Annotated in this window: 7 protein-coding genes; all 7 read right to left on the bottom strand. The window is 44.6% G+C overall.

The features are described from left to right. Positions 1-329 precede the first annotated feature (329 nt). Entirely contained in the window at positions 330-2,261 is a 1,932-nt protein-coding gene (locus Q0954_RS26845; RefSeq protein ID WP_299462498.1) for a hypothetical protein, read from the bottom strand. Positions 2,262-2,741: 480 nt separating this feature from the next. Beyond that, complete coding sequence (locus Q0954_RS26850; RefSeq protein ID WP_299462501.1) at positions 2,742-4,175, bottom strand: fibronectin type III domain-containing protein; 1,434 nt, start codon at positions 4,173-4,175, stop codon at positions 2,742-2,744. Positions 4,176-4,495: 320 nt separating this feature from the next. Further along, entirely contained in the window at positions 4,496-7,366 is a 2,871-nt protein-coding gene (locus Q0954_RS26855) for a SprB repeat-containing protein (RefSeq protein WP_299462504.1), read from the bottom strand. Positions 7,367-7,598: 232 nt separating this feature from the next. Then, positions 7,599-9,749, bottom strand: coding sequence for a hypothetical protein (locus tag Q0954_RS26860; protein WP_299462507.1), 2,151 nt, complete (start codon positions 9,747-9,749; stop codon positions 7,599-7,601). Positions 9,750-10,267: 518 nt separating this feature from the next. After that, a complete protein-coding gene (locus Q0954_RS26865) occupies positions 10,268-15,259 on the bottom strand; it encodes a hypothetical protein (protein WP_299462510.1) in 4,992 nt (1,663 codons plus the stop codon). A 656-nt stretch (positions 15,260-15,915) separates the two neighbouring features. After that, positions 15,916-16,554: a hypothetical protein gene (locus Q0954_RS26870; protein ID WP_299462513.1), complete on the bottom strand. Its 639-nt coding sequence runs from the start codon at positions 16,552-16,554 to the stop codon at positions 15,916-15,918. A gap of 561 nt (positions 16,555-17,115) precedes the next feature. After that, positions 17,116-18,723, bottom strand: coding sequence for a T9SS type A sorting domain-containing protein (locus tag Q0954_RS26875; RefSeq protein ID WP_299462516.1), 1,608 nt, complete (start codon positions 18,721-18,723; stop codon positions 17,116-17,118). Between the last annotated feature and the right edge of the window lie 711 nt (positions 18,724-19,434).

A 19,434-nucleotide genomic window follows, 5' to 3' on the forward strand; every position in this document is an offset into this window, starting at 1 on the left:
CTTTTTTTAGTTTTATTTTTCTTTAATGACATTGTTTGTTGACTTTGAATGGTCAACCTATATTAGGCACGCACAAGCGAACAGCTTTTAAAAAACTACCGACTCCAGACTATGGGCTCCCAACTAAAAACGAACAGCTTTTAAAAAACTACCGACTCCAGACTATGGACTCCCAACTAAAAACGAACAGCTTTTAAAAAACTACCGACTCCAGACTCCCAACTAAAAACGAACAGCTTTTAAAAAACTACCGACTCCAGACTATAGACTCCCAACTAAAAGCGAACAGCTTTTAAAAAACTCCCGACTCCCGACTATGGACTAAAGAACTAAAGTATAAATGTATATTTAAAAGTAAGTGTAAACTCTGATGCCTTTTGAGCCGCTTGGGTCGTTTGTTCGTAACGCGTACGGCTCAGCCAAATCGCATTGAGCGACAGCATGTGCTGGCGTGCCACATTGTAGCCGTTGCTCCAGCGGACATTAAAAATACTATCGCTCAGGCGACCATCAGTATACGAATTATTCTGCGAAAGCGTAAGGCTACTTTGTAGCTTTTGCTCCAGCATCAGTTTTTTTAGCATCAGCGTGGGTCCCAAAATCCGATTGCTCAGGTTTTGCGCCACGTTTTGGTTAAAATCAAACGCCACCACTGCATTGAACCCCAGCGGACGAATGCTCAAAGAATAAGACACGTTAGAGTTATAAAATCTTGAAATATCAGTTTGAATATTGCCCACACTTTGTTGGTTGTCGGCTATTTGGTAAGAGCCATTGATGTTGAGGTATTGCTGACTGGTACGGCTACGCGCCAGCTCATAGTTAATATTTAAACTAGCATTTTGCGAAATTTGGGTAAACTTGAGCGAGTCGCGGTAACGGTCGAGCGGGGTAAGTTGATTTAACTGATCGAACCGGGTTCGTATTTGCGAAAAGCTCTGAAAACCTGAATAAGAGGCGTTGATGTTGAGCTTGGGGTGGGGCATAAAGTTTACATTGACCGAGCCCACTCCCCTGCGCAAAGTATTGAGTTGGTCGTCGTCCAGGTTGTTGCGTTGGGTGCCCAAATTGGTGGTAATGCTTAGTTTGTTTTTAAACAATCGGGTAGAAAAATTGACCGTAATATTTTCTAAATCATTATTAAAGAAATAAGCCCCCAAGGTGCGGTAGCCTGGATCTATGCGCTCGTAGCCCACCCCTGCCGTAAACAATTGGGCATTGAAATTTAGGCTTGCTTTGTAAGCATTGTAATAAGCCGTAGACGTACGCCGGGTAAAAATAGGGTCAGTCAGTCTAAACAAATTATCTTCCGAAGGATCTTTGGTTTCTATGCGTTTGTCGCGGGTGAGGGCACTTGAGGCTACCTCAGACTCAAATAACCAATGTTTGCCAATCCGTTTATTTAGTCGGGCACTCAACACCGCGTTTTCTTCAGGCTTTACACCCAACGAATCGGGCAAAGTGGGCAAAGAGTTGACGTTGTCGGTTGCTCCAAAATAAATCATTTCCAGGTAGTCTTCACTCTCGCTAAAGGTAGACTTGGGTGGGGCTACTGGTGGGGCTGGTTTGCGTACAATTTCGTCGCCATTTTTGTCGTACTTGCTCGCTATTTCGGGCATTTCTTTGTAAGCAGGTTTTCGTCTTTTAAAATGATAGCGCACCTTGGTACCGTAGCCCATCCGGCGATAAGCCGGCAATATGTCGGTATTCAAACTATCGGGGGTCACGTTTTTCTGAAAACGCCCATACAACGCACTTACGCTCCACCTACCTTTGGGGCGCACCTCTACACCTGCCCCCAAAAAGATGTGTCCGTTCATAGTATAAGGCGAAAAAAACATACTATTATGCCCGGCATACAATGTCACACTTTTGTAGGTGGGGCGTATGCCAAACTGGTTTAGGTCGAACGAGGGCAACGCGCCCTGAAAATCGGCATTCTGATTGGTAAAACTAAAGGCCACTGGAATGGCAAGGTTGAACATAGAAAAGGTAAAATCGCCAGAGACCAAATAGCTATAGGGCTGACGCAATGCCTCGGTGCCTGATGCCCCATAAAATATCTGACTAATGTCTACTGAGCCGTCCAATCGTGGCTTTTTTTGATCCCACATTCGCTTGACATCGCTCAAGCTTTGGGGCATATTTTGGGCGTGTACATGGCAATTGCCTCCTATAGCAAACAATACTACGAGCCACCCACAACACATCATCTGTTTCAAATAAGTGCTATATTTTCTTTTATATACATTGGGGTTCATGAGGGTTAGTATTTTTATTTAGTTGGGAGTCAGTAGTTAGTAGTCGGGAGCCCCCACAGCTTGGAGCTGCTTTACAAGCAACTCTAATCAAGCATATACTACACTGATTATTAAGTATTTATAAAATTGGTAGATGTAAGTTTGTAGCTGTTGGCTCGCGAAGCAAACTCTTAATAAAAGACCAGGACTGTACGGAATCTTGTAATCAACTGAGAATAAGCAAATTGTAAGGTTAAAACGAGCAAAAACAAGGTCACTTTCACCTTTAAAAGGCGGCGTATACGTTCATGTTTGCTCTTCGATAGGGCGACCATTCCGATAAAATCGCGAACTTCCATTGCATTACAGCAAGGGGTAGCCCCTACAGTTAACCCCTTAATTTATTCATAAACACTTGTACATCAATCATTAATAAAACTTCGTACATTCTTAATGGCTACAAAAGCTCCCGACTACGGACTACAGACTCCCAACTATTAACTAATCATTCAATAAGTGGTAATCTAGTTTAGTAATCGGCATTTTTCCCGCAATCATTCGATTGTCGGTGTTTACCGTTATATTATTGAAAGCCACCTTTAGGCGGGCATTGTTAAAAGTGCTGACTACCACATAACCTTCGCCCGAAAACTGTCCGTTGCCTCCAGTTACTGTAGTCAGTTTTACCTCAAAGTCAGCCACTTTTATCACATCGCCCTGCACCAAAGCAGGTTTAGGATTCTTGTTGTTCATATTATAAGCGGGTGGAGCGGCTCCACACTGTACTTGGTTTTTTGCATAAGCTTCTGTTGTTATTTTTTGGGTTTGAGTAGGCTCGCTCTTGATCTCGCCACACGCCGAAAACACCGCAAACTCGTATTCGGTACCGGCTTGTAGCTGGTCTACCTCCAGGGTAGTCAAAAACGTGCGCTTTTCGTACCACTTCTCGGCACCCACCTTGCGGTACTGAATCACATATTCACCCGCCCGGCTGGTGGTGGCAAAACCTACCTCTACATTTTCGGGGCCGTTGGCTTTCAAGCGCAAGTTAACAGGGGGTTGGCAATTTTCGCCATACACAAACTCTATCACTCGGCTGCGCCCTTCGTTCATAAACAAGTTACGACCTTCTACGTTTTTGGCCTCTACCCAAAACGCATAACGTTCGCCTGGCTGCAAGCCCAAGGCATTGCCCGTGTGTACCATCAGGTTTGCCTGGGTAAAACCACCATCAATCGGGTTGATTCGCCCTGAGTTTACTGCCACATTCACATCGGGAATGTCTTTGCTTACTCTGGCAATTCTCAAATGATATTGCGCCGCAAAACCTGCATGCCGTGGCGTCCACTCAAACTGAATGGGTGCATTATGACTGTTGGTTTTCAACAAGTTGCGGGTTTTGGTTACACTGTTGTACTCTAGCCTGGTGATAAAAGGCTCAGGCGGAGGACTCAAACGAAACGATACAGGCAAGGGTACTAAATCAGACACTACCAGGTTTTCGCGGCGAGCATCCAACACCTCTACACTAATGATGTATTCGCCATCGGGCATCTTTTTGCGGCGCAGATAATCTTGCGGCGAAATGCCCTTAAAGTTCAGGTTGTTGTACTTGAGCATGGGCAACAAATCGCTGCCACTCAAATACAAAGGCACCCCTCCCTGTAGGGTTACTGGTACGGCACGCCTGGTTTGTAGGCTGGCTTGTGCCCCAGTAATGTTAATGCGTATTTTGGCGTTGTACTGCTTGCGTCGAGTATCTTTTAGCAGCAGCATTACCCGCATTTTGTTGGCACCTACACTGGTATAGTCTTCTATATAAGGACTATAGGGCGGGGTAATGGCGATGTTCCCCGTCACAATTCTGGCTTGGGCGTGCAACTGTTGCCACCCTGCTGCCAGTAGATATATAAATAGTAATGTGATCTTTTTCATTGTTAATTATTTTGATTAGTCGGTAGTCGGGAGTTAGTAGTCAGTAGTTGGGAGTCGGGAGTTAGTAGTTAATATCATATTCGCAAAAGTGATAAAAACTCCTGACTACGGACTACCGACTCCCGACTATTAAAAAACTCCTGACTACGGACTACCGACTCCCGACTAAAAACTACGGACTCTCGACTATTAAAAAACTCCTGACTACGGACTATCGACTCCCGACTAAAAACTACGGACTACCGACTCCCGACTAAAAACTATGGACTCTTGACTATTAAAAAACTCCCGTCTACTGACTCCCGACTATGGACTAAAAACTAAAAAACTACAAACCGAATCATTTTGCGCTCTTGCGGGGTGTCTACAATAAGGTAATGAACCCCTTGTGAAAGCTTGCCCGCTGCGTCGAAGTTAAAAGTATGGCTTTTGGTAGCCTTGCCTTCTTGCTTAGTCACCTGTTGCCAGTTGTAGCCATCGTATATTTTGGCTTTTATATCAGTAGGCTTTTTCAGCTCAATGTTAAAGCTAAACTTGCCATTGTTAGGGTTCGGAAACAGCTTGTATACCTTGATGTTGCTCTCGTCAGAGTTGCCTCCCCCCGCCAATTGCTCTTCAGGTTTTTGGTAATCCTTTACCGTAATGGTTTTCTCTACCATTGAGTAACAACCACCCAACCAAGCATAGAGCCTAATGGTATAAGTACCCGTTGCCGGAAAGGTAAACACTTGCTCATAGTGGCTTTCATCTTTTTGCATAGTGGGTTGGTTGCCCTTATCGTTGGGTAGCACTTCCCACTTCAAACGGTCGGGCAGGTCTTGCCCCACAGCTTGAATAATAGACGCCTCAATCGCCGATACACTGGTGTTTACTGCCACCTCTTCATCCATCAAAAAGTCCGCCTCTAACAAATTGTCCGATTCGGTCACTACCAAGCGCTCGGTATGGGCACACTGCCCGTTTTGATTGGTAATGGTCAAGGTGTATTCTCCGGCCTTGGCAAGGGTTACTTTTTGAGTATGCGACACAAAACTACCGTCTGCTGACGCCCAATGGTATTTTGCCCCAGGGTTGCCCGCATCCAGGGTAACCGATTGTCCTCTACAGATGGTTACATCTTCGCCCAAGTCAGACTTAAGCTCACGCGGATTGTCTAAGGTATAAGTAGCCGTTGTTTCGCACTGGTTGCCATCTATCACCTTAAGGGTATAAGTGCCTGCGATTAAGCCCGATACTACAGCCCCTTGTTGGGGTTTGCCCGTAGCACCTGTCCAGATATAGGTATAGTTACCCGCACCACCCGATGCCTGCGCCATTAATTGTCCGTCGTTGCCATTGTAGCAAGTAGGATTTTTAGACCCACCTATTACTTGAGTCACCTGCAAAGGTGTAGGCTCGCTCAAAGTATAAGATTGGCTCAAGGTGCAACCGTTTTGGTCGGTAATAGTGACCGTATACTTGCCAGCGGTCAGGTTTTCGGCTTTGGTATTTTCGCCGTTGGGTGCGCTCCATTTATAAGTATAAGGCGCTTTTCCACCTGAGGCTTTCACCTCAAGGCGTCCGTTGTTGCCGCTGTTACAAAGCAGGTTTTGCTGGTCTACCAACGCGAGTTGCAAGGCGGCAGGGTTGAGCAAATTGGCAGCATTGGCCACAGCCAAATAAGTATTGGGGGCGTCTTTTACCTGGTAGGTATATTTGCCCGGCAACAGCCCACTAATGGTATGACTACCTGCCATAGTAAAAGTCTCGGTTTTGTTGGTGGCACCCATCAGCTTTACAGTATAAGGGGTGATGCCTCCTTTGATTTCAAAAGTAATGCTCCCGTTGGCGTTGTCGGTACACAAAGGGTCGGTGCTTGCCAGCCATGCTTTTTGCAAAGGCTCAGGCTGAGTCATTTTCAACGGAAGTGCCCATACCTTTTCACAACCAGTGGCGGTTTTCACCTTAATACTATAAGTACCCACAGGTACGCTTATCTCTCTAGTAGCTTGGTTTGTTGCTGACGAATAAGTACGCCCACCGTCTATCGAATAGCGATAAGGTGCCTTACCTCCGCTTACCTTAATTCTGATTTTGCCTTGGGCGCCGTGGCGGGCAATTTGGTACTTGCTACCATCTACAGCAGTATACTCATTGACTGGTGCCACCGAAGCAATATTGAACACAGGCACCAAAGGAATGTGTATGATTTTGGTGGCAGGCTGGCAAGCACTTAGGCTTCCCGCACTGTTTACATTGAGCAACCAATAAGTGCCTCCACCCAAACGGGTAAAGTCTATTTTGCCGCCATTGCCCTGCTTGGTATACTTGTCGCTCACACTTTCTCTATAGCGTTTGCCTTTATACTTGTGGGGCCCGCTGGCATCTTCTATCAAGCGGGTAAGCGTATACTCAAAGCGGTTGCTGTTGCCGTTCATCGTAGTAGACGCAATGCTAATGGCTGCGTCCAGATCGGCACTACAGGTAGTTCCCTTTATCTGGGGAGTACTTATGCGAGGCGCTTTAGGGTAAAAGCGAATGTTGCTACTGGCAAGTGTCGACAACTGGGGCATCCCTTTGGGGTACACCTGAAACCGAATGTTCTTGTTGTACTTGTTGTTGATCACGTTGCTGCCGTAAATATCGCTCAGGCGAAAGTTCAAGTACTTTTGGCTGGTTTCTTTGTAGTACACTTTATTGTCTTGGTCTATTATTTTCCAGGTATACCTGCTGTAACTTTTGCCATAACAGGTACGGTTGGTTACCCGTGCATAAGTATCGTCGCAATAGGTAGTTTTGCTGGTAGTGGGGCGCTCTTCTTTGAAAAGGTTCACAATCAAGTCGTATTTAAAACTACTGCAATTGTTTGAACGCCCCCGAAAGGTTCTAGTACGGCAAGTGCCAAAATCCCAGGTATTGTCATACCAGATGTATTTGACTGGAATAAACAAGAAGGTTTTTTTGGCCTTAAAATATATTCTTATCTGATTGGGCTGTTGGTTGTACACCGCAAACCCATTGCGATAAGCCACCGGGAATATCCTGGTTCCGTTACGTTTTACGTGGTAGTATTTGTCGGTTTGACTATACCCACAACCTGTGCTGGTATTAAAGTTTACCTTCAGGTAATATTGCTGTGCCTGCCCTGTTGCACTTATTGCCACCAGCAGCCACATCAAGAGTAGGTATCTGAGATGTATTCTTCGTTTCATTGTGTTCTCTAATTGGGAGTTTTTTAGTCGGGAGTTAGGAGTCGGGAGTCCGTAGTCAGGAGTCGGGAGTTTTTAGTTAGGAGTCAGGAGTTTTTAGTTAGGGTTCGTAGTCGGTAGTCAGGAGTATTATCTCCCGACTACTAAACTTTAAACTACCAATTACTCCTTATTTTAAACTCCCAACTATCGTCTACCAACTACCGACTACAGACTACTGACTACCAACTCTCAACTATTGACTAACTATTATTTCTTTACTAAATACAGATTGTCCACCACCCTTAAATTCAGCCTTGAGGCAATACCTGTAGCTTACATTAGGGTGTATTTTGGTATCCTTAAATGTGCGGGTGTTGCCACCTACGGTAGAATACAATTGTAAAGGCTCAAACTCCTTGGCGCGGTATATTAAAATCTTACTGACATTTTTGAGGGGATATTCCCATTTTAGGCGAATGTGCTGCTGTTGGGTGTTTACCTCGTAGTTGATCTTGCGAATGGGCTGTTTGAGTCCCCGGTTGATGATTTTGCCTGCTACAGGTTTTGCCGGAGCCGACTCCAGCCCTGCCGCGTCTACTGCTACCAGAGTGTATTGGTACACCTTGTTGGTTTCTATGTCCTTGTCGGTATAGTCGCTGTATACGTTGGCGCTTTCTTCATTATTTTGGGGTTTGTTTTTCTCAAACAAAGCAATCTGTTTCCATTCATTCGTCCCTATTTTAGCCCGGTACAATACGTGTTTGCGCACATCATGACTACTACTCTTGATCCATTTAATCACCACTGCCGTATCGGTTGACATAACCAACTGAAAGGCGGGTTGTACGGGTGGAATAGTATCAGGACGCAATACTACGTAGGCGTCCGACATGTCAGACTGGTTCAGGTATTGATCTAGTGCCATTACCTTGTAGTGTACCGTGGGAGTAAGGGTATTGAGCGAAACTGTGTCGATAAAAGAGGTGTTGCTCACAATGCGGCGGCTCACCAAAGCGTATTCGGCATTGGCAAAATTAGCTCTAAACACTTTGTAACCTTTCACGTCTTTGTCGGGCACTGCCTGCCAGCTCAACCTTACTACTCCGTTGCTGTCAATCTTACCCGTGAGTTGGGCAGGTTTTACAGGCGGTATAGAGTCGGGCTGTTGGGCAAGGTAAGGAAACGTCGTACTGGTTTTGGTGGTGTTGTCTACCACTTTTATGCGGTAATAACTTGCCCCACCGTTGCCCAGGTCTACATAAGCGCGAACATTGGGCGCCAATATGCTTTGATGAATCGCTTGATACTTGCCACTGGCTTTGCGGGCACGCTCTACCCAAAAACCCTTGATACGCATCTCTTTATGTTTTGGAAAACTCCAGCGCAACTGCACTTTGCCCCCTGGCATTACCTGAGGCTGATCCATTACTGGCATCAAAGTCTCCAGGTTTTTGCCTTTGCCCGATACCACTTTCGACGGCTTACTTTTTTCGCCGAAAGGTGTTACCCCATACACCCTATAATGGTACACTTGCCCATTGGTGGGCAGCGAATCATTATAAAACATTTGATTGTTAGGACGTTGAGGGTCGTTTTGTACCGGATTGGTTACAGGCAAGGGGCTCGCCAACTCAAAGTTTTTGCCATCGGTAGAACGCTCCACAAAATAACTTGTAAACAAGTGTTCATGGTAGCTTCTGTTCCAACGTAGTACTACGGCTTGGTTGCCAAAATACGCCTTGAGGTCTACCGGGGCAGGCAGCGGTTGGTAGTCGCTGGCACCTGTATAGCGAAAGCCTTCCTCTATAGCATATTTTGTCTTGGGCACGTTGGGCACCACTTTATACAAATACTTCTCGTTGGGGCGGATGTTGCGGTCTACCCAAGCCAAACCCATAGCCTTAGCCACTACAAACGACTGATCGGCGGCAAGCAATGCATAAGTAAAACGCATGTTTTGCTCCCTTACAGTGTTGGCTATTTTGGTAAAGCGGTCTTTGGCGGTTTGGGTTTCGGCGCTAAAAGTTTTGCCGTACAAAGCCTGGGCAGCAATTGCCGCCTGTTTTTCAATCGTTGGATTAGCCACCAGTTTTTTCCAGGCAGCCAAAGGCAACGGTTTGAAGGTTTGCACGGGTATATCCAATCTGATCGCCTTGTCAAGCACTTTGCCATCTTTCCATACCAAAAACTTTTGCAGCGTGTAGCCATATTTTGTGGTATACTTCCAAGCAACGGCATTGTTGGGCGCCCACCGCAAAGCAATAGAGTCGGGATAAGCGCGGGTGATCAGTCCCACGGCAGGTTTGGCGTCTTCTTGGGTAGACTGAGCATAACCAAATTGGCTAATGCCGAGCCACACCAGCAACCACCACCCCAGGCGCAGGTATTTTTGATGCAATATCATTTTAATTGGGTTAATTTTATGTTTATCAAGTAGCTTTAGTCGGCTGTACTCTCAATAGTTGTTTTTCAAATGGTTTCCGCTGCGCTCATTGTTTTATTGTTAAAATGGTTGCGCAAAGCGGTTTAAAAATCTTCTATCCATCATACAAGAGCGACTACTTTATGCTCTCCTCAATAGTCAGTTTTTCTTTGTGTAATATGTAAATGTCAAATAAGATTCTAATTTCTTAGCTGATATGTTTAATTGTTGTCGTACTTATTTATATACATCGGTATTCAAGCTCTTCGCTTGATTGTTTTATGGTTAAAATGGTTGCGCAAAGCGAAGAAAATCTTAATTAAGAATTAGGACTATACAAAGCTCCTGGCTAGGGCGACCACAAGGGTAGCCCCTACTCCTTGATTTATTAATAACACTTCGTATACTCTTAATAAAAATTGATAATTCTTAATTAAAAAAACCTCGCTTTGCGAACCATAAAACCATTGAACAATTCAACAATTAATTTATTTACCAGCTTACCTCACCGGATTGTAAATCGTCATTGTTTTGGTCGAGGTGGGCTCGGTAGTACCCGGCAAGATGTACTTTACCGTAACATCATATTTGCCATAAGGTATGCGGCTAAACTGACCTTGCATTAACGATTTCTCCTCGTTGGTAAGAGACAACCCTTGAGTAAGACGGTGCGCTGCCTGGTTTTGCAAATCCCTCAAATCGCGCTCGGCGTAGTAAGGAATGTTGTAAACAAAAGCGGCGTTTGAGGGCACGCTCATTGCTTGCCCGCTCTTAATCTCACCCTCCTCCAGCATTTTGTGGCTTATATCCTGTAGCAGCGTAGTGCCATATACAGGAGGCGTGCCTATGGTGGCAGTGTTGCGCCAGTTAATGCTTAAGTGATGGTTATAAGGGTAGTTTTTGTACACCAATGGATAAATATCACGACGATACCAACGGCTGTCGGTCAGGCGGGCTTCTAACTGCACCAAAGGTTTGGCGGCAGCCGTACCCAACAGGTCAGCCTTGTCAAATATCTCAGTTGTTGCTACTGTTAAACCAAGGCGGTCTACCTGCGGAGAAACAAACTCTTTCCACTTGGAACGGGTATTGAGTCTTGCCATTTTTTTGGCAAAGGTGGCATACTCGCTCGTGCGGAAATGATAGCCCAAAGGACCTAGTATAGAAGTTTCTTTGCTGTTGGTGAGCGCTTCGCCAATGCTTCCGGTATTAATGGTCACATTTTCGTCGCCTTCCAACTTGCGGCTTTGCTTGGTTACGTTGGCGTCTATAGCTTTGCCTGCTTTAGGTATATTTACCAAGTCTACCTGATATACTTTGGCAGGGTCTAGCTTTTCGGGCATCGTAAAGGTTACTTTTTTAGCCGAAGCACTGTAAGTAAGCGGTACATCTACGGGCTTTTGGTCGCCTGCCTGACGAATGCGCACTACTTGTTTTTCCCATTTATCAGCGTCGGGCTTAAACAAATAAGCTTGCCCTTGTGCCAACTGGATATACCCTTGGCGGCTTTCGCCAATAAAGTAGTTGCGTTGGCTCACTACAGGGTAAGCATAGGCTACATTGGTAAGCGGCACATAAGTAGGAGCATCGCCCGACACAAAGTCGCTGGTTACTTCTTCGCTTACATCTTTTACTGGTTTCCAGGCATTGTTTACTTTTTCTTCAAAAACAACTTTCACCGTTACTTTACCCGCTTTTTGTGGGGCAAGCACTTCGCCAGGAATCAACGCCAACACTGTGTGGTCGTCGTTCCATTGCAGCTTTCCGGCTACTTCCTGGTTGTCTACAGTCAGTTTAAAATGTTGTAATTTAATTCGGTAAGTTTTCTTGATTTCGTCGATGTCTACCATTTCAAAAGGCTTGTCAACCGGGAGGTTAAACACCGCCTGAGGCGAGGTAAATACATCTACTTGTTGGGTTTGGTTGCGTGGCGTGAGTTCCGATACTACGTTTACTCCGCTCAATACCGAGCCGCCTACCAGTTGGCAAGGTTGCCCCAGGGTTACCTCAAAACGGCAATCTCCCTTGACCAAGCCTCCCAAAATACTAAAATAACCACCTACGGTGCCTTTCATCCAGGCAGGGTTGGGTAGTTTGGCTTGTAACAGCGCACCTGCGCCCATTTTTAGTATTTGGTAGCGTTTTTCAGAACCAAACAAATTTACTTTAATGCCTATCTCACAGTTGAGCCCGGCATAGGCTTGCCCTTGAGCATACCAGCCATTGATACCAACTGTGCCCTGGCGTCCTTTACAGCGTACATTGTCGCCATATTTTTTCAGCATTACGTCAAACCCAGCGTCGCCTTCAAATTTGCCATAAAATACCAAAAAGGAAAGGTCACCCGTGTTGACGCCCATATTGGCACCAAACACTACACCGCCACCTTGCAGCAACGACATTTCTTCTCTTGATTCGGGGTAACGTTCTTTGAGTACGTCAAGGATGTGACGAGGAGGAGTGGGCATTTCGGGAATACTGTTACCCGTCATAAAATATGCCCCAGTTTCGGCAAGCCCTAACAAGCGCAACTTGATGCGGTTTTCGGGGGTACCTATGTGTACATACCATTTGCCTGGTTCTACGTGAAACACGGCTTGTCCGCCGCCATCAAGCACACCGCCCGCTACGTTGATGTTCACGTTGAGGTTGCCATGCAAGGTTTTATTATCTACGTCAAAGTCTATGGCAGCATCGGCAGTAATGGCACCGTTTTCACCCGATCCAGTGTTGAGGTTGCCAGTAGATGCTTCAGGAATGAGTTTGTTGATTTGATCGCCAATCAAGCCGTCAGGTGCTTTCATCTTAGAAGCAACATCGGCAAGGCGTTTTACCTGATCTCTCAGCTGGGCTATAGGCACAGGTAACTTTACGTTTAAGAAAGTGGCGCGTCCTCGGAAGCCTACATATTTCAGACCGCCCGAATTGTTGAGGGTCATCTCAAAAGTAGCTTTTATCTTGTATGTTTCCAGGGTTGGACCTCCCAAAACAACGGAGGCTTTTAGGCCAAGGAAGGCGTCTTTGTTGGGCAGGTAGGTAACGCCCGAAGGAGTGTAACCCAGTGCAGCATTGGATACGTTTTCGGCAAATCCGGCAGGAGCCATTTTGTAATAGGCGCCACCACCAAAACCGTAAAACTTGATGCTACCCTCAGGGGTGATAGGAATACCAGTAGGCAAGGTAGCCATGGCGTCAGCGTACCAATAACGCATGCTGTTTACATTGCCAAACATAACGGCTGCCTGTAGCTCTACGCCCATATTCTCAGGCCCAAAGCGTACATCCATCATTCCCTTAAAACCATCGCCAAAGGTAAAGTCTTCTTTAAAAAACTCTACGCTTCCCATCAGTTTAAAAGCACCTGCGTCTACGTCTACCAGTACTTTGTCTACGTCAATGTCGCTGTATACAAACTTTTGACTGATGTTGCCTTCTTCCAAAGCACCCCAGATAGTAAAACCACCTTCGCCTTTGAAACTTAAACTTTTAGATTTCCCACTTTTGCTCCCTCCTACCAGGTTTACTCCAGCTTTAAACTTGATTCCGAACAACTCTTTGCCCGAATTGTCAATCTTGCGTACTGTGCGTATTTCCTGAATTTCTAAGGGATATTTGCCCAACTGGGTTTGGTCTACTTCTGAGCCTGCCGAAAATTTACCTAAATCTATATAAGGTTTTTCGGTTTGAATCACCAATTGCTCAAAGCGCATATCGGGCACATACACAAACTTGCTGTCTTTGTCTACCTTCTCTTTGCTTGCAATGGTGGTTTTGTTTACTGGCTCAGGCAACCCTGGGCTACCAGGTATACCCGGCTTGCCAGGGGTGCCCGGCGTACTTGGGTTATCTACCTTTTTCTTGCCAATGGTGAGCTTACCGTTCAAAGTAGCTTTTGCCACAAAGTGCTTGTCTTTAACCGATACCTCTAACACCGACGAAGGGTCAAAAGTCATGGTGGCAAGCCACAAAGGTACGTTTACTGGTTTGCTATAGTTAGCGTGAAACAAGTATTCGTCCTTGATCGGGTCAATCATTCCATCATAAGACACAAAGCCTTCGGCAATGGGTAGTTTGATGCCTCCGTTGAAACGGGCATATTTTACCTCGTTCGACAAAAACGACATTTCGAAATAGTCTACCGAAAAGAACCACTTTCCCATTTTGCCTTCGTCGCCTGCAATCAGGTTTTGGGCAATAAAAGTTCCACTAAATCCGGTTTTGTCCAGCAATACATCCTTTCCAGAAAAAGAAGTGCGTGCCTGAGCCGTGCCTTTGTTAAACTGGGGTGGTAAAAATACAGTTACTTCTGATATAAACACGCCTCGCCAAAGCTCTACCTGGTTGCCCGTGATAGAGGTCAAGGCAAGCTCACTGCCAGGGTTGGTAGGCAAACCAGGGTCTCCGGGGGTGCCAATGGGTCCTCCGCTAGGGTCGCCAGGATTACCCGTAGGGAAACCCTCAGGCAAACGAAAATCGGGTGAGTTGCGTAAATCGCTAAAATCGAAAATGGCGTTGGTTACTTTGAAACCAAAACCGTTCAACGATTTTACCTGAAAAGTTTGGTCAAAGCTTACTTTTGCCAACAGGTCATTCCAGCTTTTAATGTCTGCTTTAAAATGCCCCTTTACGCGTTGGTTGGGGTCGGTGCTGCGTGAACCATCCGGATTTTCTGGTATCAACCAATCGCGCGAAAAATCCAGCGATGCCGACAAACCCAATTGTTTGAAACCGTTACAGTCAAACGATACAAAAGTCTCGTTATCACCACCCTTCAAGGTAAGCAAACTATTGCCAATGTCCATCGGAAAGTCTTCGAGCAAGCTTAGTCGCCCGTTAGAAATACCACCTGTACTGCTAATGTGGATGTTGCTGCCACGAAAAGCCAGCCTACGTTTACCCGCACCAGGCTTTTCACCTTCTTCGCCTGGCTTTAGCTGGGCTTGTTGGTCGGTGGGTTGGGTATCGGGTAGCTCTAGCGACATATACGCCACCAAAGTAGCTCCAGTAGGCGTCAGTATCACGCTGTCTATCACCACCACATACTCTACGTTGCCAATGGTGCGCTTAATGCCCACCGGAAGCTCGACCAGGGTTTGTGGTTTTAAGAAAGATACGAAACGATTTTCGCGATCGACTTTCTCCAACAAATCGTGGGCTTTCTGAATCCACTCCTTTACGTTGGGAGGAGTTTTGGTCTGAGCCACACGCTTTTGCCACAACTGCCCCATGGGGTCGTTGGTTGTTGAAAAAGCATGGGCAGGAAGTGAAATGTTTTGTAATTGTGTAAAACTACGGGTTTGCCCCAAAGTGTATCTTTTTTGGGCTTTTGTCCGTTGGGTTTGCAGGGTGTCTGTTATCACCCGATGTGCTTTAGCCTCCATCTGGCAAAGCAGTGTAATGAGCAAGAAGGCAAACGTAGCCAAGGCTATAGTGCTCCCTCGTGCTGCATGCAAGTAGCGTATGCGCCAACATGCAAAACTTGTTCTCAGCATTTTTAAGGTAGTTTAGTGGTTTGAGTAAATGGTATCGTTAAATACCTAAGATAGTATAAGCTTATCATCTTAATTCAGAACAATATTCGGTAAAAGAATATATAATTCAAATATTTATACCCTTACAAATGGTATACATTTAATTAATTTGGTATTTTTGAAGACATGTTAAAAGTAAACAGGTAGGGGTGTACGGGGTACTCAGGGCAATTTTGAAGTAAACAAAGGGGTAAATGAACAGTCTGTAAAAAAAATGAACGATGGTCACAAAAAAGTACTTTTTGTAGTGCCTTTTTGGAGATTTGGGGAGGAAAATCAGACGATAAAAAGGAAATAATCTCTAAAACACATTGCTTTTTGAGAAACTTTATATTTCAATTTGAAAACATTTAGTTGCAATACACAAATAATTCAACCACTTTGCTACCTTTACAATGCGCACTTAAAACGGAGTGTAAAAGCAATAAGTTGTGTAGAAAGAGAAGTTTTTTTAATACTTTTTTATTTATTCGAAAACCTGCCAGGTTTAAAATTAAAGGCTCCCTGCGAAGGTCTTACCACAGGGCGACCTATCTGAAAACCTGCCAGGATTTTTTAGCTCGTCACAGAATCCTGGCAGGTTTAAAATATAGGCGTTTGTAAAAAAGCATTTCCCCCTAATCATTGTTGGGCAACACAACAGGGGTTTTGAGAAGTGAAAACACCATTTTTTTTGTAAATTCAGCGGCTGCGGTTTGAACGCACGAAGGATTGATCAACGTAGATTGACCCGACCACACCATTCTGCTTTTTCCGGGAACAGGACGTTGCTTAAGATCGTAGAAAGCTGCTTCAATCAAATAAGCTTTCTCGTTGACATAATACCCTGTTTTTGAAACCTGTTGGTAAGTTTGGTAGTAATACCCCTTAAAATTTCCATAGGCATCGGCTACATTGGCAGGGTCTCCTGACACATACTTTTTAGATTGTTCGCTCTTGAGCAAACTCATGGTAATGACACCGTCTAACTGATGGTTTTGAAGTATTTGCCTTATTTTTGAAGTGTCCTTTCGGCTAACTTTTTGGTCAGGAGGAAACACCTCTACCCCTGGCACTGCGTTGATTCCTTTTTCTTTCAAAAGTTGTACGGCTTTCTTCTCGAACGCATTGCGGGCGGTTAAATCCTGACTCACCCCTATGACTACAATTTTGGCAAAGCGGGTAGCCTGATAATTGGGTTTTGTCCAACTGGAATGTAGCCGTGGAGCACAGCCAATCATTCCTGATAATATAATTATTGATAAAAAGTATTTCATTGTTTTGTGGATTTACAATAGTCTATAGCACTGACAAGGTTCTAGGTGCACCCTGTTCTAAAGGCAACTAACAAATTCATAGTATGTTTATTTTCAATGACTTATAAATTTGTTAGTTAAAAACTCCGATAGGGGCAAGCGAACGTTTACCTTGTTAAATAGTTGTTCAATTCATCATCAGTAATCAACCTTGCCTAAAATCACTGTGGAGTGTTGTAACATTGCCCAAGCCAAATATACGCATAAGTTGATAAATAAGCAGCCTATACTACCTGTTATACATAGCGTAAAAGGGGCTGTCTCATAACTCAAGTCTTAGCAAATTTCCTTAAAGGAAAAACGATTTTTAAAGTATTTTATACCTGCCAGGTTTTGGAAATCTGTCAGGTATGATCAATCATTAAAATAATATTTTTCTGAAAATGATTATGAGATGGCTTTTTGTTTTGGTGCATTTGTAACAAAAAATGCCCAGTCTGAGAATAAAACATAAAAAAAGGTGGTGTAAACGTCTTTTACACCACCCTTTATCAACTAAAAATAAACACTATGCGTGCTTCATTACTTTACAAAAAACTTGGTTTGACTTGACGATTTATCTGTCACCACGTTTAGAATGTATAGTCCTTTTTTCAACCCATTGACTGACAAACGTTGCGTGGCTGTTTGGTTACCTTCTTCCTGTACCATTACCTGTCCTTTGAGGTTTACCACTTGCAACTGCACTATTTGTTCTTTGCTATTGGCTTGTATTTTCAAATAATCGGTAGCAGGGTTAGGGTATACGCCTACCTTACCAATGGTGATTTCTGCACTGGTAGTGCGACAAGCAAACGAAGGGTAATTGGTAAAAGAATAACTTGTGCTACACCCTGAGGCATTGTCTCTCACTACTAAAGTGTGTTGTCCTCTGCGGCAAAGTTTTACAGATATTCCAGTGGCTACCACTCCCCCAAAGCTATCATACCAGGTATAAGTATAGTTACCACTTCCACCTGTTACGGTGGCTTGCGTATTGCCATTGACCATCATCATCAAATATATAGTCAATGGGCTAGGAGCCTGGTAAACAATCGTTTCGCCATCTACTTGCTCTGGCAAGATGCGTGATCCGTAGTAGTTGCCTGGGGTGGCAGAAGTACCAGTAATGGTATAAAGAATATTGTTGGTAGCAGTAGCATATAGTTTACCATTGAGCCCCAACTCAATGTTGCCCGTGTGATGAATACTACTGGTACCTGTTACAAATGTGCTTGACTGGGGGTTGGACAAAGAAGTTCGCACAATGCCCTGAGAAGTTGTTACATACAAGTCATTGCTGTTGGCACCAAACTCTAGTTCACTGTTATCATCAATATTGGCTAAATTGATGCTGCTCATAGCCCCTGTAGCCACGTCCATTATGGCTATATGAGCCCCTATTCCTCCTGTCCATTGTATCCAGGCAAGCGATGCCTGATTGGGCGAAAGCTCCAGAGTACGCGTATTGATTATTTTGTTTGCAGGGTCTTTGGTAGACATCAAGCTTCCGTTTTTGGTTAATCCACTGTTGTTGAGCCTTACTTTTACAAGTTGGTCGGTATTAAAGTTTGGGCTGGCACTTCTTCTAATGGTCGCATATAGTGTTCGCTCATTGTTGCTTTCTTTCGATAGGGCGGTTTCTATGTTGGTACTAATTACCAGAGGAAAATCTGCATAGGTAACCTTTGATATTGAGTTAGACACGGTAATATTCTGATTGGCGTCTACGGTTACTCTAATTGCCCCTATTTCGTAGCCATCATAAGGAGCACCTCCATTAGGAAAAGCGCCTAGTTCAGTCACTTTGACATACACCACATAATACTCGCCACAACTACCGCCAGGCACTGGTACAATATGAAAACCTCTGACACAATAAGACGGTCCGGGAATGGTAAAAGCAACACCCCCTGTTTTGTTGTATATTTTGTTATGTAATACATAAAATACCGGGTTGCCGCTGGCATCAAACAAACCTTTGGTATTGGCGGTGCCACAAGTAACTGCAGTACCAGGCAATACGCTCATAGAATTGGTAGACAATGTAAACTTTTTTAAGGGATACAAAGCCCAATGAGGATTTTGAGCTTGTATAGCATAACTTCCAAGCAAACATAAGGTCAATAATGTAATCTTTAAATTTTTCATAAGTGATGTTTTGTAATGGTTTGTTAAGCAGGGCTTTTCTTATAAAAAAAAGTGTCCTGAGTGTGTAAATGAAGTCCAAACATAACAAAGTGGGGCAGTAAAATTGGGGACAACTTCACCAACCGTGGGTTTAAGTTCACGAGCGGTAAGGTTTGGGGAATAAAGGTTTTGAGAAATGAAGCACATCCATCTCGGCTACGCCCTGAAAAACCCGCTCACACGCTGGCGCAAGTCTCCAGACTTGTGTCCATCGTAGCAAGCTCAAGCTTGAGTATTTGTTTTTTGCAAAAACATGGAAGTGAGCCATCCCGAACTTGTTTCAGGACAAGATGCTTCCGCAATTATAAGCACAAGCAAAGGACGCTTGCGTTAGGGGCACCTGACGAACCATCACAACATTATAACACCTCCCGCGAAGGTCTTACCGAAGGGTGACCTGAGCAACGCAAACCCAATAGTTAGAAAAATCACTTGTCCATCAAATGAGGTGTTAGTAAAAACTCATTTACAAGCCCTTGAGTTGGCAGTGGTTGGTCGGGCTAAAGCCTGAAGACCAACACGGGAGAGGTAGTTTTTTTGTTGAATTGACTGCGAAAACCTGGGCAAGATGCTTCCGCAATTATAAGCACAAGTGAAGGACGCTTGCGTTAGGGGCACCTGACGAACCATCACAACATTATAACACCTCCCGCGAAGGTCTTACCGAAGGGT

Origin of the sequence: uncultured Microscilla sp., assembly GCF_947493425.1 — a bacterium.
In the GTDB taxonomy this organism is placed as follows: domain Bacteria; phylum Bacteroidota; class Bacteroidia; order Cytophagales; family Microscillaceae; genus Microscilla.